This is a genomic window from Burkholderia sp. Bp8998, from assembly GCF_003854235.1.
Taxonomy (GTDB): domain Bacteria; phylum Pseudomonadota; class Gammaproteobacteria; order Burkholderiales; family Burkholderiaceae; genus Burkholderia.
Window position 1 is genome coordinate 24,766 of record NZ_QTQF01000001.1, and the last position, 26,236, is coordinate 51,001.

20 protein-coding genes are annotated in these 26,236 nt (G+C 60.1%); 10 read left to right on the forward strand and 10 right to left on the reverse strand.

The annotated features are described in order from the left end of the window. The first annotated feature begins 100 nt into the window (after positions 1-100). Positions 101-916, forward strand: a complete 816-nt coding sequence (locus DIE06_RS00120) for a helix-turn-helix domain-containing protein (protein WP_124659607.1) — start codon at positions 101-103, stop codon at positions 914-916. 253 nt (positions 917-1,169) lie between these two features. Next, positions 1,170-1,982 (forward strand): hypothetical protein, encoded by an 813-nt coding sequence (locus tag DIE06_RS00125; protein ID WP_124659608.1) that lies wholly within the window; start codon positions 1,170-1,172, stop codon positions 1,980-1,982. 172 nt (positions 1,983-2,154) lie between these two features. On the opposite strand, the gene DIE06_RS00130 is transcribed toward DIE06_RS00125, so the two are convergent. Next, positions 2,155-4,443 (reverse strand): heavy metal translocating P-type ATPase, encoded by a 2,289-nt coding sequence (locus DIE06_RS00130; RefSeq protein ID WP_124659609.1) that lies wholly within the window; start codon positions 4,441-4,443, stop codon positions 2,155-2,157. A 345-nt stretch (positions 4,444-4,788) separates the two neighbouring features. Between DIE06_RS00130 and DIE06_RS00135 the strand changes: the two genes are divergently transcribed. Genes DIE06_RS00135 through DIE06_RS00145 form a run of 3 tightly spaced genes read left to right on the forward strand, consistent with a single transcriptional unit; the run spans position 4,789 to position 6,802 of the window. Further along, a complete protein-coding gene (locus tag DIE06_RS00135) occupies positions 4,789-5,451 on the forward strand; it encodes a LemA family protein (protein ID WP_124659610.1) in 663 nt (220 codons plus the stop codon). A 53-nt stretch (positions 5,452-5,504) separates the two neighbouring features. Further along, positions 5,505-6,302 (forward strand): YgcG family protein, encoded by a 798-nt coding sequence (locus tag DIE06_RS00140; protein ID WP_185733327.1) that lies wholly within the window; start codon positions 5,505-5,507, stop codon positions 6,300-6,302. Between the two features lie 2 nt (positions 6,303-6,304). Further along, positions 6,305-6,802, forward strand: coding sequence for a TPM domain-containing protein (locus DIE06_RS00145; RefSeq protein ID WP_124659612.1), 498 nt, complete (start codon positions 6,305-6,307; stop codon positions 6,800-6,802). 312 nt (positions 6,803-7,114) lie between these two features. On the opposite strand, the gene DIE06_RS00150 is transcribed toward DIE06_RS00145, so the two are convergent. From DIE06_RS00150 to DIE06_RS00165, 4 genes are all read right to left on the reverse strand, one after another. Next, positions 7,115-9,919 (reverse strand): winged helix-turn-helix domain-containing protein, encoded by a 2,805-nt coding sequence (locus tag DIE06_RS00150; RefSeq protein ID WP_124659613.1) that lies wholly within the window; start codon positions 9,917-9,919, stop codon positions 7,115-7,117. A 789-nt stretch (positions 9,920-10,708) separates the two neighbouring features. Next, on the reverse strand, positions 10,709-11,476 hold the full coding sequence (locus tag DIE06_RS00155; protein WP_124659614.1) for an SDR family oxidoreductase: 768 nt from the start codon (positions 11,474-11,476) through the stop codon (positions 10,709-10,711). 63 nt (positions 11,477-11,539) lie between these two features. Continuing rightward, on the reverse strand, positions 11,540-12,421 hold the full coding sequence (locus DIE06_RS00160; RefSeq protein ID WP_124659615.1) for an NmrA family NAD(P)-binding protein: 882 nt from the start codon (positions 12,419-12,421) through the stop codon (positions 11,540-11,542). 132 nt (positions 12,422-12,553) lie between these two features. Continuing rightward, positions 12,554-13,126, reverse strand: a complete 573-nt coding sequence (locus DIE06_RS00165) for a TetR/AcrR family transcriptional regulator (protein WP_124659616.1) — start codon at positions 13,124-13,126, stop codon at positions 12,554-12,556. Positions 13,127-13,597: 471 nt separating this feature from the next. Here DIE06_RS00165 and DIE06_RS00170 point away from each other — a divergent pair, with 471 nt between their 5' ends. From DIE06_RS00170 to DIE06_RS00180, 3 genes are all read left to right on the forward strand, one after another. Further along, a complete protein-coding gene (locus DIE06_RS00170) occupies positions 13,598-13,975 on the forward strand; it encodes a hypothetical protein (RefSeq protein ID WP_124659617.1) in 378 nt (125 codons plus the stop codon). 73 nt (positions 13,976-14,048) lie between these two features. Further along, positions 14,049-14,759: an SDR family oxidoreductase gene (locus DIE06_RS00175; protein WP_124659618.1), complete on the forward strand. Its 711-nt coding sequence runs from the start codon at positions 14,049-14,051 to the stop codon at positions 14,757-14,759. 141 nt (positions 14,760-14,900) lie between these two features. Further along, positions 14,901-15,266, forward strand: a complete 366-nt coding sequence (locus tag DIE06_RS00180) for a MarR family winged helix-turn-helix transcriptional regulator (RefSeq protein ID WP_260433498.1) — start codon at positions 14,901-14,903, stop codon at positions 15,264-15,266. Between the two features lie 104 nt (positions 15,267-15,370). Here the strand turns inward: DIE06_RS00180 and DIE06_RS00185 are convergent, their stop codons facing one another. The 4 genes from DIE06_RS00185 to DIE06_RS00200 form a co-directional block, all read right to left on the reverse strand. Further along, on the reverse strand, positions 15,371-16,012 hold the full coding sequence (locus DIE06_RS00185; RefSeq protein WP_124659619.1) for an HD domain-containing protein: 642 nt from the start codon (positions 16,010-16,012) through the stop codon (positions 15,371-15,373). A 212-nt stretch (positions 16,013-16,224) separates the two neighbouring features. Further along, positions 16,225-17,697, reverse strand: a complete 1,473-nt coding sequence (locus DIE06_RS00190) for an efflux transporter outer membrane subunit (protein WP_124659620.1) — start codon at positions 17,695-17,697, stop codon at positions 16,225-16,227. After that, positions 17,694-20,876: an efflux RND transporter permease subunit gene (locus tag DIE06_RS00195; protein WP_124659621.1), complete on the reverse strand. Its 3,183-nt coding sequence runs from the start codon at positions 20,874-20,876 to the stop codon at positions 17,694-17,696. The genes DIE06_RS00190 and DIE06_RS00195 overlap by 4 nt, the downstream gene beginning before the upstream one ends. Positions 20,877-20,890: 14 nt before the next feature. Beyond that, positions 20,891-22,123 carry an efflux RND transporter periplasmic adaptor subunit gene (locus DIE06_RS00200; RefSeq protein ID WP_124659622.1) on the reverse strand — a complete coding sequence of 411 codons (1,233 nt, stop codon included), beginning with the start codon at positions 22,121-22,123 and terminating at the stop codon, positions 20,891-20,893. A gap of 261 nt (positions 22,124-22,384) precedes the next feature. On the opposite strand from DIE06_RS00200, the gene DIE06_RS00205 reads away from it, so the two are divergent. Further along, the gene (locus tag DIE06_RS00205; protein WP_124659623.1) at positions 22,385-22,993 is read left to right on the forward strand and encodes a TetR/AcrR family transcriptional regulator; all 609 of its coding nucleotides are present in this window, start codon (positions 22,385-22,387) and stop codon (positions 22,991-22,993) included. A gap of 117 nt (positions 22,994-23,110) precedes the next feature. On the opposite strand, the gene DIE06_RS00210 is transcribed toward DIE06_RS00205, so the two are convergent. Beyond that, positions 23,111-24,796 (reverse strand): winged helix-turn-helix domain-containing protein, encoded by a 1,686-nt coding sequence (locus tag DIE06_RS00210; protein ID WP_124659624.1) that lies wholly within the window; start codon positions 24,794-24,796, stop codon positions 23,111-23,113. A 408-nt stretch (positions 24,797-25,204) separates the two neighbouring features. On the opposite strand from DIE06_RS00210, the gene DIE06_RS00215 reads away from it, so the two are divergent. Then, positions 25,205-26,182, forward strand: a complete 978-nt coding sequence (locus tag DIE06_RS00215) for an alpha/beta fold hydrolase (RefSeq protein WP_409364479.1) — start codon at positions 25,205-25,207, stop codon at positions 26,180-26,182. Positions 26,183-26,236: the final 54 nt, after the last annotated feature.

The window sequence follows — 26,236 nt, forward strand, 5'->3', positions numbered from 1 at the left end:
CGGGACAAGGATTGCAATGTAGGTCGGTTGCGTGCCGCCGTCTTGGAAAAATCCGCTGCGGCGGTGCATCATCACGCAATCCCCCAACAGTTCGTGACCCATGGCCGACTTGCGTAACGTGACCGACACGCCCAAGGGCGTCGTCGGCCCGAAAGCCTTCAACCAGCGCTTCCGCCTGAATCGCTACTACCCGTGCGCCGAACTGGCCGCGGTGCTTGATCACCACTGGATCGTCGAATGGGATCTGCGCGGCCAGCCGCCTCATGTGCAACGCACGCTGCCATATCCGTGCGTGAATCTGGTGTTCGATCGGCGGCAGACGGGGATCTTCGGCGTGGTGTCCGGAGCGTTCGAGACGACGCTGGCCGGGGCGGGGAGGGTGATCGGCTTGCGGTTTCGGCCGGGTGCGTTTCGCGCGTTCTTCGGCAAGCCCGTGCATCTGCTCACCGACAAGGTGCTGCCGGTGTCGACGCTGCTCGACTGTGGCGATGCGGAAGCCGAAAATGCCGTGCTTGGCGCCGACGATGACGCCGGGATGGTGGCGGCGGCCGAGTCGCTGCTGTTGCGCGTGCTGCCGCCGCCCGATCCGCAGGTCGAGCGCATTCACGCGATCCTGCAGATGCTGCAGCAGGACCTCGGGCTCACGCAGGTGCGCGATCTGGCCGGGCGCGCGGGGGTGAGCGAGCGCACGCTGCAGCAGCGCTTTGCCGATTACGTGGGCGTGACGCCGAAGTGGGTGATCTGCCGGTACCGCCTGCATGAAGCCGCCGACAAGCTCGCCGGCGGTGAGCCGGTCGATCTCGCGGAACTGGCGCACGCGCTCGGGTATTTCGATCAGGCGCACTTCACGCGCGATTTTCGCAAGCTCGTGGGGAAGGCGCCTGCGGAGTATCGGCGAGAGGATCGGCAGGGATGAGCTTGCGGTTTCGGCTTCGCGACGGTCAACTGACCGTCATCGCCTGCCGCACGTCGCGCCGCTGCTCGCTCGTCGCGGATTGTTGTAGTCTGGGCACTACGATAGTGTGGCGCGCCGGCCTGCCGCCGGGCTGACAATGAACCTATGATGTGTCGCAGAGGCGATCGGTGAACTCGAGCGGTTGGCACGCGCCAGTCCTTCCATCCCGCCGATCCCGTCGTCGACCGATCCGCCAGAAAACCAGGAGTGTGTCGTGTTTCATCGGAAATCCATGTTGGGTCGTCTGAATGCCGTGTGCATCGTCGCCGTGGCGATCATGCTGGCCCCGGTCGCGACGCGTGCAGCGGCCGACAATGTCGGCGACACGGCGAGCGCCGCATCCGCCGTGATGCCCGATACGTCGCCCACGCGGCCGATCGTCGGCGACGATCCGGTTGCGATTCGGGACGCGCTGGCGAAGCAGCACATCAAAAGTGCGTCGCCGTCCCTGAGCGATCGCGTTCGCAGCCTGATCCCCGGCGGTGCCGACACGCATGGCCATAACGCCGACCTGGCCGCGGTCAATCTGGATCGTGAGGTGACTTTCGTGGTACCGGTGCCGTACGGGCTGCGGTATCAGTCGAAGCGGCATCTGTTGACGGTGGACTTCGATCTGGTCAATGGCGACGGCGAAGGCCGGACGGGCATCCTGCTCAGAAAGGCCATCACCGGGCCGCGAGGGCGAGGGCTCGTGATCGCAGCCGAGGCGAAGGCAAAAGGCTATATCCAGCGGATCGACATCATCGAACTCGATCCCGGAAAAGGCAGGAAGTCCACCGTTCGTGGCCACGTGAGGCTTTCACCCGCGGCGTACGCGCAAACGCATGGCGACTTCGTGCTCGCGCTTTCCGGGCGTCTGGTCGCGCCCTACCTGACCGAACACATCGAGCACGCCGAGCCGAACAACGACGAGCCGACCGACATCACGACGAGGACTTCCAGGTTGTACCTGGATATCGAATCCGTTTCGCTGGTGAGTCCGGCGAGTGGTGCCGTGCTGTTGAAGAAGCGTGGTCTATCGAAGTAGCGGTTTTTTGTGCGGGGAAAATGCCTGTTTCACGATCGAAGGCAACGTCCGTCGCCAGGTGCGTCGCGCTGGTCGGTCCGCGCGAGCGGGGCCAACGCTCGCACATCCATGTGCAGGCGCTTCCTGTCGACAGATGTCATATGCGCCTCGGTTGGATCCCGATTTCAGGAGCCTAAATCCTGACGTGACGAAGCCTCAACGCATTCGAGATGACGGAAGCCGAACTCAGGCTCATTGCCAGGGCGGCAATCATCGGCGAGAGCAGCAAACCGGTGAACGGGTAGAGCACCCCTGCCGCCAATGGAACGCCGAGTGCGTTGTACACGAACGCGAAGCCGAGGTTCTGCTTCATGTTTCCGACGGTCGCCTCGGACAACGCCCGGGCACGCGCGATCCCGCGCAAGTCGCCCTTCACGAGCGTCACCTGCGCGCTGCTCATCGCCACGTCCGTGCCCGTTCCCATGGCAATGCCGACGTCGGCTTTCGCCAGCGCCGGCGCATCATTGATACCGTCGCCGGCCATCGCCACAACGTGCCGGTCTTGCTGAAGCTTCGTCACCAGGTCGAGTTTGTCGGCCGGCCTGACCTCGCCATGAAATTCATCGATACCGAGCTGCTCGGCAACGGCCTTTGCCGTCACCACACCATCTCCGGTCGCCATCACGACACGAATGCCGTTCTCCTTCAACGTCGACAATGCTTCCTGCGTCGTTGTCTTGACTGGATCGGCGACGGCCAGCAGTCCGGCCAAGCGTCCGTCGATCGCCAGATACATGACGCTTGCCCCGTGTGCCCGCATGCTGTCTGCTTCGGTGGCCAGCGTCTCGACCGGCACGGAATCGGCCAGCATCAGCGCGGTGTTGCCCAATGCCAGCTTTCGACCGGCAATACATGCGCGCACACCTGTACCGGTCGCGGATTCGAAATTCTCGGCGCGATCCAGAGGCAGCTTCTTCTCGCGTGCGGCCGCGACGATGGCGGCAGCAAGCGGATGCTCGCTGCCCTGGTCGATACTGGCCGCCAGTCGAAGCACCTCGTCGTCCGTATAGCCGTGGGTGCCCACGGCTCGCGAGAAAGCTGGACGACCTTCGGTCAATGTTCCCGTCTTGTCGACGATGAGTACGTCGACCTTGCGCAGATTCTCGATGGCGGCGGCATCGCGAAACAGCACGCCGTTTGATGCGCCTTTGCCACTGGCGACCATGATCGACATCGGCGTGGCGAGGCCAAGCGCGCAGGGGCACGCGATGATGAGCACCGCGACCGCATTGATGAGGCCGAATACCCAGCTGGGCTCGGGCCCGAACAGGCCCCACGCCAGGAACGTCAGCAGCGCGATGCCGACGACGACCGTGACGAAGACGCCGGCGACCTTGTCGGCCATTCGCTGCATTGGCGCTCTCGAGCGTTGTGCCTGCGCGACCATCTGCACGATTTGCGACAGCACGGTCTGGGAGCCGACCTTTTGGGACCGGATGACCAGGCTCCCGGTCGCGTTCATCGTCGCGCCGATGACATGGTCGCCAGTGCGCTTCGTCACGGGAATCGGCTCGCCGGTAATCATGGATTCGTCGAGCGAACTCGAGCCGTCGGTGACGACACCGTCGACGGGCACCTTCTCGCCTGGTCGGACGCGCAGCAGGTCTCCCACGCGGACTTGGGACAACGGGACATCCTCCTCGGAATCGTCCGGGTTGATGCGTCGAGCGGTCTTGGGGGCGAGACCGAGAAGCGCCTTGATGGCGGCGGACGTTTGCGAGCGAGCCTTCAGCTCGAGGAGTTGACCGAGCAACGTGAGTGAAATGATGACCGCCGCAGCTTCGAAGTAGACACTGACTCGGCCGTGGGCACTGTAGGTTTGGGGAAACTCGCCTGGTGAGACGGTGGCGATGACGCTATAAGCGTAGGCGGCGCCCGTGCCGAGGCCGATGAGTGTCCACATGTTCGGACTGCGATTGACCAGCGATCGCAGGCACCGCTTGAAGAACGGGAAGCCGGCCCACAGGACGACGGGCGTCGAGATGATGAACTCGACCCAGCTTTCCGCTGACGCGGACGTCAATTCGAGCCGATGACCGAACATTGCCAGCATGAAAACTACGACGGTCAGTGGCAACGTCCACGAGAATCGGCGTCGGAAATCGACCCGTTCCGGATTCTCGCCTTCGTCGATGCCGGGCAGGATCGGCTCCAGCGTCATGCCGCATTTGGGACACTGGCCAGGATGGTCCTGGCGTATCTCCGGGTGCATCGGGCACGTATAGATCGCGCCGTCCATTGCGGGCGGTGTCGGCTCGGCGGACGGGACTTCGGCGTACTTCTCCGGAGCGGACTCGAACTTCGTCAGACATGCGCGGCCGCAGAAGTAGTATTGCCTTCCACCGTGCTCGCCGTGAAAGCGTGATTCACCCGTCACCGGCATCCCGCAGACGGGGTCGTGGAGCGATTCGTCAATACCCATATGTGCCTGGTTACCCTCGCGGTAATGGGCGCGCCATGCGCGTGGTCCGTACCCGGCGACGCGTGCGTGGGCATCCGGGAGACCTCACGTTTCACTCTATTGTCCGCTTGCCGCGACACATTGACGTGGCTCAACAGGGCTCGAATCCGTTTTGGCGGACAAGACGGCGCGCGCGTCGGCTGAGCGGCGTATGGACGGGGCATGCAGGGCGCACGGGTGAGCCAGAGCACGCTTGACGTACATCAAGCCGGGGTTCGCAAGGCTTCATACGATGGAACCATTGCCACCAGGTGTCACTTCGTGCCGGATGTGGCGAGATCGACAATATCCGAATGAGGTGAGTAAATGACGGCTCAGGCAACCATCCCGCCTGCATGGCGCGGTGCGGCACGTGCGTTCTGGATTGTCGTGCTCGCCTCCATCCTGTTCGGTCTGACCGGGTGTGGCTACAACGCGATTCAGACAGAAGACGAGCAGGTCAAGGCCAGTTGGTCGGAGGTGCTGAACCAGTACCAGCGTCGCGCCGATCTTGTGCCAAACCTCGTCAATACCGTGAAGGGGTACGCGAATCAGGAGCGCGCCGTGCTGACGGCCGTGACGGAAGCACGTGCCCAGGTCGGTTCGATTCGCGCAACGCCCGAACTCATCGCCAACCCGCAGGCGTTCGCCAGGTTCGAGGCGGCGCAGGGACAACTCACGACATCGTTGTCCCGCCTGCTGGCCGTGTCGGAAAGCTATCCTCAGTTGAAGTCGGATGCAAATTTCAGAGACCTGCAGGCCCAGCTCGAAGGTACGGAAAATCGTATCGCGGTTGCCCGCAACCGATACATACGTTCCGTCCAGGCCTACAACACCACGGTACGCTCGTTTCCGAGCAACCTGACGGCGAGAGCATTCGGTTATCCGGAAAGGCCCAACTTTTCGGTGAGTAACGAAGCCGAAATTTCGAAGCCGCCGCGTGTCGATTTCGGTTCGGCACCGGCGTCCGCTCGCGGGGTGTCCAATTGAGCGCGTTCCGGCTGGCGCTCGCTGTCATCGTCGCATGCTTCGCGCTGGGCGGAATGGGCGCTTGGGCGGACGTCCCGGTGCCGTCCCTGGTCGCGAGGGTGACCGACGAAACCGGCACGTTGACGGTCGAACAGAAGGCCGTTCTCGAACAGACGTTGAAGGCGTTCGAGACGCGGAAAGGAACGCAGATTTCCGTGCTCATCGTTCCCACGACCGAGCCCGAATCCATCGAACAGTTTTCGATGCGTGTCGTCGAGCAATGGAAGCTCGGACGCAAGAAGGTCGACGACGGTGTCTTGCTGCTTGTCGCGAAGAATGACCACACACTTCGGATCGAGGTGGGATACGGCCTCGAGGGTGTGCTGACCGATGCGACGAGCAATCGAATCATCGACGACGTGATCGTCCCGCGATTCAGGGCGGGCGATTTCTATGGCGGCATCTCGGCCGGCACCGACAGCATCATGCGGGTGGTTGGCGGCGAACCGCTGCCGCCGCCCCAAAGCCGGCCACACGCATCGGACGGAGCAGGACGACTGCTGCCCGTGCTCTTTCTGCTGACCGTCGCGGCAGGTGGCGTGCTACGGGCGGTGTTCGGCAGATTGCCGGGCGCGTTCGTCACGGGCGGCATCGTTGGCGTGCTTGCATGGATTGTGTCCGGCGCGATTCTCGTCGCCGTGGCCGCGGGGTTGATCGCGCTGGTATTCACGCTGTTCGGTAGTGGAATGGGAACCGTTGGCGGCCGGTTCATCGGAGGCGGGGCCGGGCGGCCCGGCGGCGATTCTCACCGCGACATCTTTCGCGGCGGCGGAGGTGGATTCGGTGGTGGCGGCGCATCCGGCAGGTGGTAGCCATGGACTTCGAACGGCTTCTTCGGCATCTTCTCACGACACACTGGCGTGTCAATCGCGCGTTTCCGCGCCGATCTCTTCTCGCCATTGAGCGCGCAGTCCATGCCAGTCATGATGCACACGTCGGGCAAGTCAGATTCGCTGTCGAGGGCGCGCTTCATACGGCAGCGCTGCTGAAGGGGACATCTGCCCGAACCCGCGCGATCGATGTCTTTTCTCAGCTCAGGGTCTGGGACACCGAGCACAACAACGGTGTTCTCATCTACCTGCTGCTTGCCGACCGGGACGTCGAAATCATCGCGGACCGAGGTATCCACGCGAAGGTGGAGAGCCGCGAGTGGGAAGCCATTTGCCGGGCAATGGAAGAGGACTTCCGGCGCGGGGATTATCAGTCGGGAGTGCTACGAGGTATCGAACGGGTCACCGATCTGCTGAAGACGCATTTTCCGGCCAGAAGGCCCCCGGTCGACGAGTTTCCGAGTTCGCCTGTTGTGATGTGACGCAATTGCGTCGACGTCGGCGCGTTTCCATCTTCGCGACTGGCTACCCCTGACACCTATGTGGAGGAATCTTGAAAAGGATCGGACTGGTACCTCCGCATACAGCAGGAAATGATGAACAACATGATGCTGCAGCAACGATACTGGATGGGGCCTCCGGCGGGGACGCAGGTGCCGGAGAAGAAGTAGCGGTTGGCGGGAGTGCAACAGTGGCTATCGATGTCCCTGGCGCTGCAACGCGTACGGTTTGGCTCGGTGCCGGCCCCATGTCGGCCCGCCGCGAACAGCGCCCGGCATGTCCCGTGCGTCAGCCTAATGCGAACCGAGTTCGAGGCCTTCATCGAGAACGGCACGGGCCGTACGCACATCTCTCGTTTCCGCGCCCTGGCTCACTCGGGAGAGCGTCGTTGAAAGAACATCCTCGGCCTCCTGCCGCTCGCCCTTCTGGAACAGAAATCTGGACAAGCTGGTAGCAGCGCGCAACTCGAATGAAAAAGTGCCGTGTTGCATCGAAAGCGAAATCGCGTCTCGGAACAACGTCTCAGCCTTTTCCAAGGGCTTGCTACTATGCTCGAGATATTGCTCACCTAGCACACGCCATATCTCTGGCGTGGCCCACCCGGCTTTGCCGGACGTCGCCCGCTCGATAGCCAGTGGAGTAAGAAGTTGCCGGTTCACGGTGGCGAGTGTTTCATGAGCCGTCGGAGCCCAATGGTCAAATGCGCGCCACCATGCTTTGCCTTGCGGCCGCATTGCTTGTTGCCGTCCGAATCCATAGCATTCTGCCTGGTCTCGCCAATTGACGAGCAGATACTCGCTGGAGAGCCCCTCAAGCAGCGACAAGTATTTTTCCAGGTCTGCATGGTCACCGCGCCAGCAGGCTACAGGACATGCTCCCGACGCGAGAGAGCAACAAACCGATAGGTCATGGCCCAGACTGAGCGCTTCCTCTACGCTCTCTGCGGCAACGGTGGCGGCATCGTCCACGAGCCCGACAAGCCAGAGTATTCGAGACCGAAGTGATGTAAGCGCTATGCGCGCATCATAACGAGTCGGGTCTTGCACCTTCCTCGTGGCGATTCTCGGTCCATAGATTGACAGGGCGACGTCCGCATGATGTAGCGCGCCTTCGACCCTACCCGATTGCGTATCCACCAGGGCTTGCATTCGATGGTACATCGGTACGTCGGTCGTACGTGCACGAGACAACTCGTAAAGTCGTCCGCAAAATCGGTTCGCTTCGTCGTATTCACCGGCCATCGTCGTCATCACGATGGTTCCATAGAGCACGTGAACTTGACGGACTTCATGGTGATGATGCGTGGTCAGCGCCAACGCTTCGCGAAATGCGTGAGTCGAGATTCCGCGCTTGAGAGATTGCGTCAGGAAATCCGCCTGCGCGAGTGCGAGCAGGAGTCGAAATTCCGACTCGGCATCGGCTTCGCTGCCTCTCTGAATGAACTGCAGTGCGTTCATTACACGCTGGCGGTACTCCTCACAAAGGTATAGCTGATAGAAGAGTGAACCACTTGCCCAAGTGAGTGCCACGCCGAGCGTTTTGTCTGTTGCGCTCGCGAGTGCCCAGTCGAGTGCGGCGCGTACATCATTCAGGATGCGTGGGGCGCCAGCCAGTTCGTCCAATGCCGGCTCGGTCGAGGACCAGACCGCGGGTTCGGTGAAGAGCGAAAGAAAGTATTGGGCGTGCCGCCGCGCCACGGCTTCGTACTCGCCGCATTCTCCAAGCTTTTCGAGACCATATGCTCTCGTGCTGTCGAGCAATCGGAAAGTTGGAGGCTGGCTGCCAGGAATCGACGCGAGTAGCGATTTGTCAACCAGATTCGCCATCGACGACACGATTGCGGGCGAGAGCGGCGAACTATCGTTCAAGAGTGCACCAACCTGTGCGAACGAAAAGCTTCCCTTGAAGATGGCTGCGTATCGCAATATCTTGCGCTCGTGTTCCGTCAGCGTATCGTAGCTCCAATCGATGGTTGACCGTAGCGTCCGATGACGAGGAAGCGCGGTCCTGTGGCCACGCGTGAGCACGTCCAGTCGCTTATCCAGCACATCAAGTAAGCCTTCGGCGCCAAATACGTGAACCTGCGCCGCTGCCAGCTCGATAGCAAGCGGCAGACCGTCGAGCGAAGCGCATATATTGCAGATGGTCGCGATATTGTCGGTGAGGACAGCGAATTCGTTCGACTGGAACGAGGTAGACCGCTCGCAGAACAATCTCACGCCTGAGTAGGATAGAGCTTCTGCAGTCGAGATTCCCGCCGCGTGTTCGGGAACGTCGAGAGGCTTGATTCGGTAAACGTATTCGTCTGGAACTCGCAAGGGTTCGCGGCTTGTCGCGAGAATCGTGACGTGCTCGCACGACTGTGAAATGGCGAGTGCCAATTGAGCAACTGCGTCGATCACGTGTTCGCAGCAGTCAAGCAGCAACAGTCGTTCCGATTTTGCAAGATAGTCGGTTATCGCATCGGTGGGCGAACGGTTGTCGACCAATAGTTCAAGTGTTGATGCAACTGTACTGGCGACATGGTCGCCGTGACTGACCGATGACAGTTCAATGACGCTGGTCGTCACATTGTTCGCTTCGCTGAAGGCTCGTACGGCCACGAGTGCGGCAGCCGACTTCCCGATGCCGCCGGGGCCGACAATGGAAACGAACCTTTTTGTGGACAATAAACGGCAAATGTCCTCGATCGCGGCGCGTCGGCCAATGAGATTGCTGATGTCGTTGCTTGCATCGTCGAGTGCTTCCGCCACCGTCGTGTTGTTCAAGGCCGCGTAGGTCACGGGCCCGACGAAGCAGTATCCGCGCCCCGTGATGCTGCGAATGCCGTGCGAGCCTGCCGGATCTTCTGATAGAAGTTTGCGTAGCGCCGTGATCTGAACGCGTAAATTGACATCTCCGACGACCGAGCCCGGCCACACCTTCTCCTGAAATTCCTTTTGGGACACGACCTCGCCGGGACGGTGCACGAGCAGGGACAGAATATCGAATGCGCGACCGCCAATTTCCGCGACTTCGTCCCCGCGCTCCAGGCGACGTTCATCCGGGTAGAGGCGGAAACTGCCAAAAGAGATGCATGTACGCGACGCCGGTGTCATCTGATGCTCACAGGAATTGTGTTGATTCGCCGAAATAGGCGAGGGTCAGGCCGGCAGGCGTCCCGTTTTCGACTGGCATGGTTCCGGTGGCACTCCGGAAATGAAGAAGCTCAGCTGACGCGGACGCGCGGCAATCAAAGTGTGTAATTCCCTCTCTGACTGGATGGTAATACTATCGTTTACTCCTTAGGTTCTCTATACAACTAGCGATGTCTCTCGATATGTGGGAGTGATGGGGCGACGCCGGAGAGAGTGTGTCGGGTGAATGTAAGAATGATTCCCGAATCTCCGTCGGAGACGGGCAATGTCATACGTTTGGCTGTCCGGCCTTTCGGCGCTGGTCAAATACGACGCGTCCGCGGTGGACGAGCTTTAGCGCTATCTCGACGGGACAGGGCAGACCATGCATTGCCATGAGTGGTGAAGTTGCCGCTCACATTGTTCGCCGAACCCCAGGACTTGCCGAACCTTCGGTGTCGAGTTTTTGGGTGGGAGCCACCTGTTGGTCAAATGCGTGGAGGCTGCGCGGTACGGCGGGCTCTGTTCACTCCCTGCTCAAATCGGACCCGCACCGCGGGAAGTTGCTCCTGGTCGGTGCGGGCCTCATTGAATTTGGCTTATCGGCTTGCGACGGGCAGGCCGCTTGTCCCCGATAACCTCTACGCGTCAAACCAACGGGCCATCGCCATATACAACGGTCGCCGAGCAGGCGATGACCTTCCCCGGTTCACTCACCAGGGAAGGCTGGAATCACCGGTATGTCGGTCGGTCTCGGCGCGCAGTCATGCCTCAAGGCGTTGGGAGCGGAAGGGGATTGTCGATAATGAACTGATTGAACTGCTCGACGACACCGTGTTCGTTCGGCCCAGCTGCGTTTCTGAATTGTCGTGCCGCTTCAACCACGACTTCGGTCGTCGCGGTCTCGAGGAGCTTCAAGACTTCTTCGACGAATGGCTCTACCTGCATGGCCCGTGGGTCTCCACTTTTCTGCACGAGGTCGGTGTCAACCCATGGCGGCGCGAGTTCAAGCACATGAACGGATGTGTCGCGAAGTGCAAATCGTTGCGACAGCGTGTAGGAGTGAATGGCAGCCTTCGTCGCGGAATAGAGTGCGAACATGACCATAGGGATAAAGGCGACCGTGGAGCTTGTATTGATGATCGCGGCGTCGGGTTGCTTCTTCAGATGCTCGACGAACGCGGCGCTCACCCGAACGGGACCGAGGATATTTGTATTGACGAGGTGGACCGCCTGTGAGTCGTCGAGCGGCCCCGTCACGTCGTCGAAGGGCATGATTCCGGCGTTATTGAATACGACGTTCAACGCGGGGTATCGGGCAATCAGCTCTTTTGCCACTTGCTCGATCTGAACCGGACTCGTGACGTCAAGCCGTACCGCGTCCATGCCAGGATTGGCTTTGACCACCTCGTCAAGCAGTTCTTGACGCCGGCCGCTGATGATGACCTTGTTGCCCTTCTGGTGAAGCGCTTCTGCGATACCGCGCCCGATGCCGGACGCGCCACCTGTAATGAAAACGGTGTTTCCAGTCAACTTCATTATCAGCTCCTTCTACGTATCTTCAATGCGGGTGCTTGCGCAACCTGTCGACGGGCCGTCGCGTCAAGCGTCAAAGGCGTGGCGATTCGTGGCAACGAATGCGTCGATTGTTTGTGGGGGGTGTCCGGTAATTCGAGCGATGACATCGTTTGTCCCAGCGAAGATCCCATTCTGGTAGTCGATGGCAACTTCTTCAAAGTGCTGAATCAGGAATTCCTCAAGGTTGTACTTCTCGAGACGTTCGCGATATTCCGCCAGCGTGGAAGGCGCGTAGACGACGTTCCGGCCAGTGACCTTGGAGACAATGTCTGCAATCTGGTAGTGATCCAGTTCAACGGGGCCATACAGCGGATACACCTTGCCGATATGTTCCGCCGGGTTTTCGAGAAGTCTGGCTATGACACGGGCCTGGTCTTCCGACGCGATGGGTGCATGCCTTCCGTTTCCGTAGGGAAGCGTAATTTTTCCTTCGTTGACGATAGGGTCTCTTACCCATGGAAAGGTCAACCAGTCAGAAAAGAACGTGGGCCGGATATGGACCGACGGGACACCGGACCAATCGAGCACGCGCTCGGCAATCCAGTGGTCGCGTGCCGCATGACTTTTCGCATCTTCGCGCGCGGAGATTTGAGACATGTTGACGACGACGTTGAGGCCTGCGCGGCGTGCTGCGTCAGCAAAGTACGCGGTCGCTTGAATGAAGCCCGGACTCACGGGATAGCAGAGATATGCCCCCGTCATTCCCTGTGTCGCGCGGATTGCCTCGTCATGGTCGAGAAGGTTGCCGACCATCACTTCAGCGCCAGCCTTACGCAGGGATACAGACCGGTCGTCACTGCGTCGAACGAGCGCACGCACCGTATGGCCGGCACGCAGCAGGTTGTTGACGGTGAAGACGCCGGTCTTTCCGGCCGCCGCGGTCACCAGGTACTTGCCTTTTTCCATGAGTGCATGCTCCGATTGATGAGGTGTCGATTATCAAGGAGTACGATACATTTCAAAAACAGGACAGCAGCTACTGTCCCGCCATGTGTTATCCGGGACAGCAACGATGCTGACCCGGAGGTGCCATTGGCATCACATTTCAACCAAGTGGCGCTTCACCGTTTTCAGGAGGGCGTCGGATGCCTTCGGGTCCGAGACAATCCGCGATAGCGTGATCGCTCCGACCATTGCGGACAAGGCGAACATCGCATCGGACGTATCCTCCTCGCCTTGGTCGCTTCCGATGTGCTTGGCTAGAACGTCGACCACCTTGCTTATTCCCTGTGTTGCGGCCTCGCGCGTCAGTTCGTCGGCACGGGCGAGTTCACTGCCCATGCTGGCAAACGGGCATCCGCCGGCGGCATTGTCGCGGTGGGCCTTGGACACATAGCTGTTCACCATGGATGCGAACCCCGCCTTGCCATCGCCTTTGCATGCCAGCTCGCCAAGCGCGTCAACAACCGACGAGAGCGAAAGCTCAAAGGCTTCCGCCAACAACTGGTTTTTTGACTCGAAATGCCGGTAGAAGCCGCCATGTGTCAGTCCCGCCTCAGACATCACATCGTTCAGCCCCGTACCTTGTATCCCTTTGCTCCGGAACTGTTGAGCCGCAACTTCGACAATTCGCCGGCGTGTTTCGGCTGTCTCGGCCTTTGACTTCCTCATCGTCCACCTCGATTCGCAGCATCATTCGCATAGATGGTATTCGTCATCTAAGTTGGTGTCAATGACCCGACGGCAGCCCGGCCCTTCGAGGCTGGGCGTTCCGCTCCCGAGCTCACGCGGTCACGCTGTCACGCTGTCACGCGAAATTCGACGACTCACGCACTCAGATTACTTCAGATATCGAACCAAACCCTGAAAACGACTGAGCCGAACTGAAATTGTGGGAAAAGTGGCCGAGACGCGGCCGGACGGGGCTACCATGCATGGCAGCAGTGCTGCGAGCCGTGACTGTCGCGGGTGGTTCCGAGCCGTTCGATTGTTGCCGCATGCGGACAAGTGAGTTTGTCCCGATAACATTGATTCGTGTGTAATTGCACAGTAAATTTCAACCCATGGGGCGAGGGTGATGTGGAGTTTCGTTGTGTTCTGCGTGCCTGAGCCATTCCGATTTGTATTGATAGGAGTACAACCATGTCAGTCAACAACAGCGATCGTCATCCGTTCCTTGATGATCTCACCGAGGACGCCATCCTTTCGAGCACGCTGCTGCGCCAGCCAGTATCGGGCCGCGAGCGTATCAAAAGTGTCATTGCAGCCGTTGGGGCGCTGTATCAAACCCAGACGCCGACGTTCCTGGGCGTCGTCGAAAATCGTACCTTGCTGCAGTACGACGCAGTTCTGGTCGACGGAATCGCTATTCGCGGCACGGCGGTCATCGAGCGCGCTGAAGACGGCAGTGTGCCGCACGTCAGTGTTACGTTCGAGCCGCTCGATGCGGCCATGCATCTGTCTCGGCAACTGGATTCGGTCTTGCGGGAGGAGATCGGTGATGGGTTTTTCTGTCTTTGAGGAAGTGAATTCCAGCATGACGGCTTGGTTGCCGGACATGGACTTGGTTTTTTAATCAGCCTGGGAGTCAGCTATGAGTATCAAAGGTGCAGTTGTGTTTGTGACCGGCGCAAGTCGTGGGCTTGGGCTTGCATTTGTGCGCGAGGCAGTGGCTCGAGGCGCAGCGAAGGTGTACGCAGGCGTGCGTAATCCGGATAGCTTCAATGAGCCCGGCGTTACCGCGGTCAAGCTCGATGTAACGGATGCTCGCTCGGTTGCGGAGGCCGCCAGGATTGCAGCGGATACCACGGTGCTGGTCAACAACGCCGGCATCGCCGAAGTCACGAGCGATCCATTCTCCGAAGACGTTGCGGAACAGGCGCGTCGCTTTTTCGAGACAAACTACTACGGCGTGATGCGCGTAACCAGTGCGTTCCAGTCGTCGCTGCCGAAAAACGGCACCGGCGCGATCATCAACGTGCTGTCGGATGCCACTTGGCGAGTCGTCCCGTTTCTCGCACCGTATGCAGCGTCGAAAGCTGCTGCCTGGAGCTATACGAACAATATCCGGGCGATTTTGGCGGAAGCGCGTATTCAGGTGTTGGGACTTCATGTTGGCGTGATGGATACGGATCTCACGAGAGGCTTCGATGTGCCGAAGAGCGACCCTGCGGATGTCGCCCGTCAAACGTACGATGCACTGGAAGCGGGCGAGAGTGAGATTCTGGCCGACGAGCCAACGCGCGCTTTGAAGCAGACACTGTCCTCGAAGCATTCGGCGTACATCGACCCAACGGTCGCGTAAGGGCCGTTGGCGCTCTGCTACCATTACGCGCCTGAATGGAACGAACGCGTGATGAAGAAGCCGGGAAGAACGTCAACATCAGTGGACCTCGATAGTCCTGACGTCTGTTATGCGTTAGCCGGACGGCGGAGTGCTCGATTCGTGACTCGCATTTATGAAAGTTATCTTGAACCCGCCGGTATTACTTCATCGGAGTTCTCGATTTTGTCGCTGCTTGAGTTCAGGCCGGGAATCACCGTCGCGGAGTTGGCGCGAAAGATGGAGATGGAGCGGACGACACTCGTTCGCGCGCTGAAGCCCATGCGCGAGGCGGGCTATGTTTGCGATGGAGCGGAGAAGCTTGGCCGTGCGGTGACGCTGGTGGCATCGAAGGCGGGTTTGAGAAAGCTTGCCCAGGCGAAGCCGTATTGGGAAGCGGCCCAACAGGCTTTTGAGGAAAGGGTGGGGAAAGCTGAAGCGGCTCTGTTTCGGGAAATGGCATTGGCAGCGGTTTCTCATCGAGAGTGAGTCGCACAAGTCCGTACCACGACTGCCCTGTCCGCCCCTCGATGTGTGCGATGGCTCAGATCGAGGGGCGGTCCTTCTTCCGGCCTCCATCGTGCCATCGGTATTCAGCTGTCAAAAGGCGCATTGTCGATGAGGTCGCACACATTCGGGCAGTCGAAGCCGTGGACGTGCCGACGCCCGATATCTGCAAGTCCTGTCCCAACGGCGGTATGCGGTTTCTTGCGAACAACCTCGGCAAGCGCCTGCATGAATGCGGCCTTCATGCCCTCGCGGGGATAGATCGACAGAACGTCATCGACGAAGGCGGGTGTCAGCGCCTCGAAGTTCAAGCCGAGCACGTCGACATGAGCGCCGAGAAACACGAGCGCAACTTCTGCCTGCTTGCGGTCAGCGATGCCGGCACTGGAATGCAGAGCGATTCCGTCCCAGACCAACCGGGCCTTCGCTTCGGCATAGCCGTTCGCGATGAGAAATCGACTGGCGGCATCAGCGCCGTCAACCTCGAAGCGTTGGTCGGCACCGAATTCTTCGGTGAGCCCGAGGTCGTGCAGCAAGGTTGCGAGGTAGACGAGTTCGCGGTCGTACTTGAGCCCGCGCTTCGTACCGAGAAATTCCGCGAACCACCATGTGCGATGCACGTGATTCAGAATGGGTTTTGAATGAACGCGTTCGACGAGCGAGGCCGCGCTGCGCGTCAACGCCGAGTCCGGAGCGACTATTCCTCCGATGGTGACAGGTGCGGTCAATTTATCCTCCATATGATGAAGTTGTCGGTTTCAGGGCGGCGCATCTGTAACCGTAAGAGATTTCGCCCCAGACGTCCTGTTCCGCACCTGCATGGAACCTGAAAAAAACTCGAGCGGACGGGGAGAGTACCTCCAGCGGTTTGACCAGCAGAGATCAGCCCGGCAATCCGGGCACACATCGGCACAGCGACAGTTGTCCATCGCCGTGGTCTCTATCGGCTCGCTGTCAGGTGTTGGGTGTCTGGTTCCCAACCACCGCCCAATGCCCGGTAGACACCCACCGCGGCCCGCGCGGCATCCGCGCGATTGGCGTCGAGCGTGTCTCTCGCGGAGAGCAACTGACTGTCGGCATCGAGAACGTCCGTCAACGTGATTGACCCTGCGCGATACGCCTGCTCAGACAGGTCACGCGCTTTCGTCAGTGCTTCAATCTGGTCCTGGATTTCTGCCAGACGCATCTGAGTCTGGGAAAAGGTAACGAGAGCATTCTCCACGTCCTCGGCAGCGTGCAGCACGGACTGGCGATAGATAGCCAGAGCCTCGGCGTTGGCTCCCTTGGCTTGCTTCACTTCCGCGTCGACTTTGCCGAAGTCGAAAAGCCGCCAGCGTAAGGCACCGCCGCCTACCGCCTGGAAGGCAGCGGCACTGAACATATGATTCGTGCCCACGCTATCAAGACCGAGTGCGCCAGATAGCGAGATTTTCGGATAGTAGTCTGATATCGCTGCGCCAATGCGTTCATTTGAAGCAGCGAGCCTGCGTTCGGCTGCGATGATGTCGGGTCGACGACGCAGCATGTCGGTAGGCGAGTGATCGCTTGGTATCGGCGGCACGGAGGGGACGTCGTGCGGTGTCCCAAGCTCACCCGCGTAGGTGCCTGGCTGTACCCCCATCAGGACGTCGAGGCGATTCAACTGCTTCTCGAGCCCGATGCGCAACGGAGGAACGGTGGTGATGGCTTGCTTGAGCAATGCGTCTGCTTGTGCCACCTCTCTTCCGGTTGCAGAACCCGCGTCGTATCGGTCATGGACGAGTTGCAGCAAACGCCTGTCCGTCTCAATCTGGTCCTGGGCAACCCCGAGTCGGGCTTGATAACCGCGAATTTGCAGGTACGCGTCCGCGGCGTCCGCGGCGACGGTGATGCGGACGCCCGCCTGGTCGGCTTCCGCAGCCTGCGCTTCTTCGCGCGCGGCCGTGGCGTCACGCCGCAACCCGCCAAACAGGTCGATTTCCCAGCTGGCCGCCGGCCCCAAAGTGTATTCGTGGCTCGTACGGGAGTAGCCTGGCAAGCTGGACGCGAGCTTGCCTGTCGGGCTTCGTGTACTTTGGTGCTCTGCTGTCGCGGAGCCGTCGAAATCGACCGTAGGCAGCAGGTCGGCACCCGCGCCGGCAGCTGCGGCACGCGCTTGTTGCACCCTCGCGAGCGATGCTGCCAGATCGAGGTTCTGAGCGAGGGCGCGTTGTACCACTTCGATGAGCATGGGGTCATCGAAGGCGCGCCACCACTGGTCGAGCGACGGCCCCGGCCGGCTTTGCGGACCGGACGCCGCACCGGTATTGTGGAAGGCCGCAAGCCCCGGTTTCGGCGCAACGTAATCCGGGCCGACTGCACAACCCGCTACCGCTAGCCCGAGCAACGCACTTGCGATGGTCGTTTTCGTCGTCAAGGATCGAATGCGCTTCATTGTGCGCTCCCACCGGAAAGCTCGCGGCTCAACGTCTTTTTCGCGTCTCGATTGTTGAAATTGCGGATGAACGTATAGATTGCCGGCGTGAACAGCAGCCCGAAGACGGTCACGCCCATCATGCCGAACAGAACTGCGGTTCCCAGCGATTGACGCATCTCCGCGCCGGCGCCGGTGGCGACGGCCAGTGGCGCGACGCCAAGAATGAACGCGAACGACGTCATCAGAATGGGGCGCAGGCGAGTCTTGGCGGCACTGACCGCAGCATCTTCAGTCTCGTCGCCGTGATGCTCTCGTTGACGCGCAAACTCGACAATCAGGATTGCGTTCTTGACCGCGAGCCCGACCAATACGACGAAGCCGATTTGCGCAAGGATGTCGATTGGCATGCCCCGCACATGAAGCCCCGTCGACGATGCCAACAGGCACATCGGAACAATGAGTACGATCGCAAGCGGCATCTTCCAGCTTTCGTACTGGGCGGCGAGCACGAGAAATACACAAAGCGCGGCCGCCCCAAATATCGCCAACGTCGGTGTATGCGGCAATTGCTGCTGGTGGGCGAGGTCGGTCCATTCGAACGCGACGCCCGGAGGCAGCACTTGCCGGGCGAGTTCCTCCATGCGCTTGAGCGCGACGCCGGAAGCGACCCCCGGTGCTGCGATGCCTTGTACTTCTGCTGCGGGATAGAGGTTGTAGCGGGGCACGCGATAAGGCGTTGTCCGTTCGCGCAGCGTCGCTACAGTGCCGACCGGTACCATTTCGCCTGACGCATTGCGAACCTTGAGGCGAAGAATATCCTCGGGCGATTGTCGGAATGGCGAGTCGCCTTGTGCAAAGACCTGAAAGGTCCGGCCCAGATAATTGAAGTCGTTGACGTACTGCGAACCCATGTAGAGCTGCAGCGTGGAGAAAACGTCCGTCGGCGTGAGGCCAACCTTCTCTGCTTTCACCCGGTCGATATCGGCGTAGAGAGAAGGCGCGCCTACGTTGAACAAGGTGAATGCGCCTGCAAAGGCAGGGTCGTTGTTCGCCGCGTTGACAAGCGCCTTTGCTGCGTCGACCAGGGCTTGCGGCCCTACACCGCCGCGGTCTTCGAGCATCAGCTTGAATCCACCGGGGCTTCCGAGGCCCTGGACCGGCGGCGGCTGGACGACGAGAACAAAAGCATCGTTGACGACCTTCAGACGCTCGCGCAGACGCTTGATCATCTCTGCCGCGTTGACGCCAGGAATGTGATGACCATAGAGCGACGGCAATCCAAGATACACGGTGCCGGTGTTGGGTGCGTTTGTTCCGGTGGTAACGTCAAAGCCACTGAGGGGCGACGTATGCTCGATTCCCGGCGTCGAGAGAATGATGTCGTTGACTTCCTTCACGGCCTTGTCTGTCCGCTCGAGACTGGAACCCGGCGGCAACTGGACAAGTGCCGCGAGGGTACCTTGGTCCTGTTCCGGGATGAAGCCCGTGCTCATTCTGGAGAACTGGAAGCCCGTCAGGGAAATCAGCACGGCATACACGATGAGCACGACCGACGTTGCACGAACGAAGCGCCCTGTCATCCTTCCGTAGTTTGACGACAGCCACTCGAACGCGGTATTGAATTTGCCGAAGCCACGTTGCACGAGGCGGTTGAATCGTCCTCGCGGTTCGGTATGCGCGTGATATCCCGCATGCGGCTTCAGCAGGATGGCGCACAGTGCAGGACTCAATGTGAGCGACACGAAGCACGAGATGATCGTCGATGCGGCGATTGTCGTGGCGAACTGCTTGAAGAACAGGCCCGAGATTCCCGTGATGAATGCCGCCGGTACGAACACGGCGCACAGGGTGAGCGCGATGGCGATCAGGGCTTCCGATACTTCGTCCATCGTCCGGTGCGCGGCTTCAAGCGGTGACATTCCCAGGCGCATGTTTCGCTCGACGTTTTCCACCACGACGATGGCATCGTCGACCACGATGCCGACGGCAAGGACGAGACCGAATAGAGAAAGATTGTTGATGGATATACCGCATGCCGCAAGGATGGTGAACGTCCCCATCAGCGAAACGGGAATGGCAACCACGGGGATGATCGTTGCTCGCCAGCTTTGGAGAAATACGAAGACGACACCGACGACGAGGACAATCGCGATGAAGATCGTCTTGATGACCTCGTCGATCGACTGGCTCACAAACGTCGTCGGGTCGTAGACGATCTTGTAGTCCAGGCCCGGAGGAAAGCGCTTGCGGAGTTCCTTCATCTTGTCGAGCACTTCATGCTCGACGGCGACGACGTTGGAGCCTGGAATGGCATAGACCCAGGAAGACGCCGACGGACTCTTGTCCGCATATGCCAGTGTTCCGTAGTCCGACGAGCCCAATTCGGCACGGCCGATGTCACGGATGCGCGTCACATGTCCATCATTGTCCGACTTCACGATGATGTCTTCGAATTGCTCGGGCGTGGTGAGGCGCCCAAGCGCTTCGATACTGATCTGGTATGCACCGCTGCCGCGGACGGTCGGGTCATTGACCGTGCCGGCGGACACCTGGGCATTCTGCGCACGCAATGCCGCGAGGATTTGTGCCGCGCTGATGTCATGAATGGCTGCCTTGTCGGGATCAATCCAGACGCGCATCGCAAACTGGCGTTCTCCTGTCGTGGTGATGTCCGATACGCCGGGGAGCCGTGCAATTTCATCCTTCACGTGAAGAATCATGTAGTTTGAGATGTACTGCGCGTCGCGCGACCCGTCGGGCGAATACGGATGAATGCCCAGCAACACGGCCGGGATAGTCTTCTTGACGGTTACCCCTTGCCGCTGAACATCTTCCGGCAGTCGCGACAGCGTGTCCTGTACGCGATTTTCCGTGAGCATCTGAGCAACGTTCATGTCGGTACCAACCTTGAACGTCACCGTGATGCTCAGGGCGCCGTTGCTCGTTGATTGGCTACTGATGTAATCCATGTTCTCCACACCGTTGATGGCCTGCTCGAGTGGCGTGGCAACGGTGCGAGCAATGGTGTCCGCGGACGCGCCGGGGTAGGCGGTCGTCACCTGAACTGTCGGCGGCACGATGTTGGGGTACTGAGCCACCGGCAGGAAATTCAGCGTCACCAACCCGAAGAGCGTGATGAAGATGCTGAGCACCGCCGCGAATCGGGGATGGTCGATAAAGAAGTGAGCGAGTTTCATGATTGGAACCGTCCTCAACCTTGGTCGGCCATGGCAATCGCGCCCGCGTGGGGCGTCACTTTCGAACCCGGGCGAGCGGCAGGCAGTCCGTCGATGATGACCTTGTCGGTCGGTGCGAGCCCCGAGCGAATGACTCGCAGGCCATCGCGGAGGTCGCCGAGTTGCACGGGCTTGGGCGTAACCACGTTGTCGGGGCCAACGGTCAGGACGATGTGTTCTGACTGGTCCTGCAGCACAGCGGCGTCCGGCACAAGCAAAGCTGCCTGCGGAGTGGAAATGGCGAGGCGCGCGCGCGCAAAGCCACCGGGAGTCAGCAGCAGGTCGTTGTTCGACACGATTGCTCGGGCATGAATGGTTCCGCTCGAGCGGTCGAGCGCGTTGTCGACAAAGTTCAGGGTGCCTTGCCGCGTGTACCTGACTTCGTCGCTGAGAGAGATGTCGACGCTGTTTGCGGCGCTGTTTCGCTGTTTCGCGCGTTCCCGCATGAACGCCATGTAATCTCCTTCGCTCATGTCGAAATCGAGGTACATCGGGTCGAGCGAAACGAGTGTTGCCAGCAACGTTGTCGGGCTGCTGGCGGCGCGGCTGCCCGCAATGAGATTCCCGACCGACACCTGGTGGTTGCCGATTCGACCGGTGAATGGCGCGGTGATACGGCAGTGGCCCAGGTCGAACTGCGCGTCTCGTACTCGTGCGGTCGCGTTCTCTACCGCGGCGGCGGCGGCCATCTTTTCAGCGGTCCGCTGCTCGACATTCTCCGCGGTGCCCGCATCGGTGCTCTTGAGGACGCCTGCGCGGGTCAATTCCCGCGTCGCCAGTTCCAGCCGGGCCTTGGCGCTGTCGAGCTGAGCGTTCGCCTCGCGCACCTTGATCTCGTAAGGAACCGGGTCGATTTCGAACAGCAGGTCTCCTTTATGAACGATCGCACCGTCCACAAAATGGATACGCGTCAGCGTGCCACCGACCTGTGCGCGCATTTCAACGCGTTCGATGGCAGAAAACTGACCGAGAAAATTCAGGCGCGTATCAACGGCTCGCTGCAGGGGAGCGCTCACCACAACGGCCGGACCGGATGGAGCGGCTACTTTCATCGTCGTCGACCGCTCATTCGCATGCATCGCTGTCGCGCCGGCCGCCAGGACAACCAGGAGGGCAGCCGCGGCCCCGATCCTGGCCCGAAGACGTGGCTTGGGCGACTTGCCTGCAGCCGCGGAATCAGGTTCGGAGCGTTCGAAGTTCTCGTTCATCGTATTCCTCAATCAAGCTGCGGGACATATGCACCGCTGGATGTGACACACAGCGCTGCGCTGTCAGCTGCCACGGTCGCGCCGGTGCCTAAGCACGTTTAGATGATGGGGTGAAGCTAAACGTTGGTAAAGATAAGACTCATCATCTAAAAAGTCAAGTTTAGATAATAGTCATCATCTAATTTGCTATGATGATGAGGAGGAGCGGGAGATGCCGTGTCCGCGGGCGCGGTCGAGGCGAATGGAAGGAGGAAGGAGCACATGAAGCGATCGAAGGCAGATACGGCGGCGACGCGGGCTCGGGTTGTCGAGGTGGCGGCGCAGACTTTTGCACGGAACGGCATTCGGGCGACTGGCGTAGCTGAAATCATGGCTGCAGCAGGACTGACCCACGGTGCGTTTTATCGTCACTTCGAATCGAAGGAACAACTCGTGGCTGAAGCGTGCGCGGTCACACTCGAATCCCTCGTAGGGTCGGCTGAGTCTGTCGCCGGCCAGGAACAGGGGCGTTTCCTGTCGCATCTGGAGAGCTTCCTGTCCTCCGACTGTAACGAGGGGGGATTGGCTGGCTGCCCCTTCGTCGCGATGGGTAGCGAGCTTGCTCGTGCGGATGCCGAGACGCGCCGGATCGCAACCCAGGGCTTCGGGAATCTTGTCGACCTCATCGCGACGCGCTATTCGCACATGGATGGCAAATCGGCACGCGCTGCTGCGATTTACACCCTGACGACCATGATTGGTGCGGTCACGATGTCCCGGATAGTGGACGATTCGGCGTTGTCGAATCAAATCATGGAAATAGCGAAAACACATCTGGTCGACGTGCGTGCGGGGACAGGCCAGGATAGGCACATTCGGCGCACGGCATAGCGGCCACCCGGTAGTCGCGTTCCATGCTTGAGTCGATTCGCGCTTGAGCGCCGGATTCGAGTGGTAAAAGATCATGGCAGTTGTCTGGTTGCGGTCAACTGGATGTGAGGCGATTCGCTAAATCGGGCGATGGATGCGGCTACGCGCCGCAAGTTGCCTGGCTTGGCATATTTCCCGGGCCGTGCCGAGTTTTTGGGCCAGCTCCTGACTATCGGGACGCGTGGCGATGGCTTCCCGCGCTCGTTCGATTTGCTCGATGCATTCATCGAGCAGCGAAGCGCGTATCAACACGGCCGTGCTCGCCATGATCAAATCGACTGCCATGGCCGTGTCGCCACCGGGCGCGAGTCCCCAATCGACCGCCGCCCTCAAGTCGTCGAGGATGGAAATATCACCATCGGGTGAGCCTGCTGATGGCAGGGCCGCAAGCACGTATCGCGCATGCGCTCGGGCGAAGATCGGATAATCATCACGCTCGCGGAGTTTGAGTTGTGCATGTACACGCACCGATTCGAGTAATTCGAACACTCGTCTCGTATCACACGTGCCTACGTGTATCAGCGATTTCTTCTGGAGGTCCAGAATTCCAGTGAGCACGTCCTGGATGGTCAGAGTGCCGTCCGCGGCAACGTGCTGTGCGGCATCCAGAGTGAACTGGCCCGCAAAAAGACCGAGACGTTCCAGAACGACCTTCTGCTTTTCGTCGAGCAGTTTGTAACTCCAGTCGAGGCTCGCCAATAATGTTCGATGGCGTGGCACCGCGGTGCGCGTTCCGCGCGTAAGAAGCGTAAAACGGTCGTCGAGCTGTGCGGCGACACCGCCAAGTCCGAGCGCCGGGACACACGCAGACGCCAACTCGAGCGCGAGGGGAATGCCGTCGAGGCGCCGGCATATTTCAACCGCGGCGGGGAGGTCTGGTTCCTCTATCCGTGAAGAAATGAAGTGTTCAAGTATCTGTACCGAACCCAAGGCGCGCGCGTCGGCAAGATTTTGACGTGTCGGCGCTTCTAACGGGGTGACTCTGAACACGTACTCGCCGTTGATACGAAGCGTTTCCCGGCTGGTCGCGATGATGGTCAGGGAGGGGGCAACGCTTAGAAAGCGCTCGATCGCGTGTGCGACACCCTCGATGAGGTGTTCACAACTATCCAGTACCAGTAGCTGAGGGTTCGAGCTGAAGTCCCGCTCGATGCCCTCGAATAGTTGCGTTGTAGCCTCGGATATCGCGCCGAGTTCCGAATACAGGACGCCGCCCGCATACCTTGAAGTCAAATGTCGGGCAACCTCGAAGGCGAGCCTGGTCTTTCCCACTCCGCCCGGACCGACGAAAGTGACGATGCGATGATTTCCGACTATCGCGGTAGCCGCGGCCAGCTCCCGCTCTCTACCAATCAATTTCGACGCCGGCGGTGGCACGGAACGCTTCCCGGATGCTGCGCGATGCAAAGAGGGCTGCGCGAGCCCGAAGAAGTTCGCATCTACCGGCGTGATCTCTGCGACGAACTGATAGCCGAACCCTTCGATTGTCGCAATTGCGTCTTTGTCACCTCCAAGCGCTCGTCGAATAATTGATATCCGCGCTTCCACCGTGTTTCCCTCGATGACTCGGCCCGCCCAGACATTCGCTCGCAGCGCATCCCGGCTGACAGGCATGCCTCGCGCTTCTACCAGCGCGATCAGAAGGTCGAAGGCGCGTCCGCCAATCTCGACCCGCGTACCTGCATGCGTCAGTTCGCGGCGTGAACGCACCACGACGGTTTGGCCAAAGGAGAATGCCTCTGGAAGGTCCGATGGTGCGGTCATGGCGCCATTCTGCTTTGGGTCGTGCGGAGATGGATGCGATGCATGGGCTTGAGCGGGGTGCCAATGAGATGACCGGCCATTGCAGCCTCCTGTCTTGTCGACCGCGCTTCCATCGTAGCTCACGTGGTTGGATTCTTGCCTGATTTAATACCGTGGTCGCCTGAATTCGTCGCGCGACCATCGCTTCGCACTGCTCGACGATGCCTGACGAGCAAATTGTCGGATCTCGACACCCATCGCGGCATTTTCAGGTCCGGTCAGGGCAGCAGAAGGACAGCGCCGACGAGACTGGGTATCGTCAAATGGGCGCGAACAGCGCACGCGGCGCTCGTGCTTTTGAACCTGACCCAGGGTGGGGTTACCGGGCGCGAGCGCTCATTCTCTCTGAACGACACGGGTGACGAAAAAATGGAAAACTTTGTAGCGGGAACCGGGATTTCTACATCTTTGCCTCGACGTGGGTTCCTGAAGGCAATCGGGACGGTCGTCGCCGCCAGTGCGTTGCCTGTAACGGTGGCAAAAGCAGCGGAGGCATTGACGGCCTCGTATCCCGGAGGGGCATCGAAAAGCTTCAGGACGAAGGATGGAACCACAATCTTTTATAAGGACTGGGGGCGCGGTCAGCCCATCGTGTTTCATCATGGATGGCCACTTTCTGCTGATGACTGGGATGCACAGATGCTGTTCTTCCTTGCCCACGGATACCGCGTGATTGCCCACGACCGACGAGGACACGGGCGTTCGACTCAAACGCTGAGCGGCAACGAGATGGACACGTATGCCGCAGATGTCGCGGAGCTGACTACGGCGTTGAATTTGAGAAATGCGATACACATCGGGCATTCGACCGGAGGCGGCGAAGTCACCCGCTATGTCGCCCAGCACGGCAAAGGTAGGGTAGCCAAGGCCGTTCTCATCGGTGCTGTTCCACCCATTATGGTGAAAAGCGAGTCGAACCCGAACGGAACGCCAGTCGAGGTCTTCGATTCTTTCCGGCAGGCGCTTTTGGCCAATCGAGCCCAACTCTATCGCGATGTACCTTCCGGTCCGTTCTACGGCTTCAATCGTGCTGGCGCGAAGGTTTCCCAGGGCCTGATCGACAACTGGTTCAGGCAAGGGATGATGGGCGGTGCCAAAGCTCAGTACGACTGTATCAAGGCGTTTTCCGAGACGGACTTTACAGCCGACCTCAAGCGCATTCAGGTGCCCACCCTGGTCATGCATGGCGATGATGACCAGGTCGTGCCGATCGCGGATTCCGCATTGCTTTCATCGAAGTTGCTGCCGAACGCGACGCTCAAGGTGTACCCCGGATTTCCGCACGGGATGGCGTCGACGAATCCCGATCAAATCAACGCCGACCTGCTTCAGTTCATCAAGGCTTGACGTCCGTCCGGGCACCGTCGTCCCCAAGTCAGGAGGGCGGTGCTGTCGGGTCCT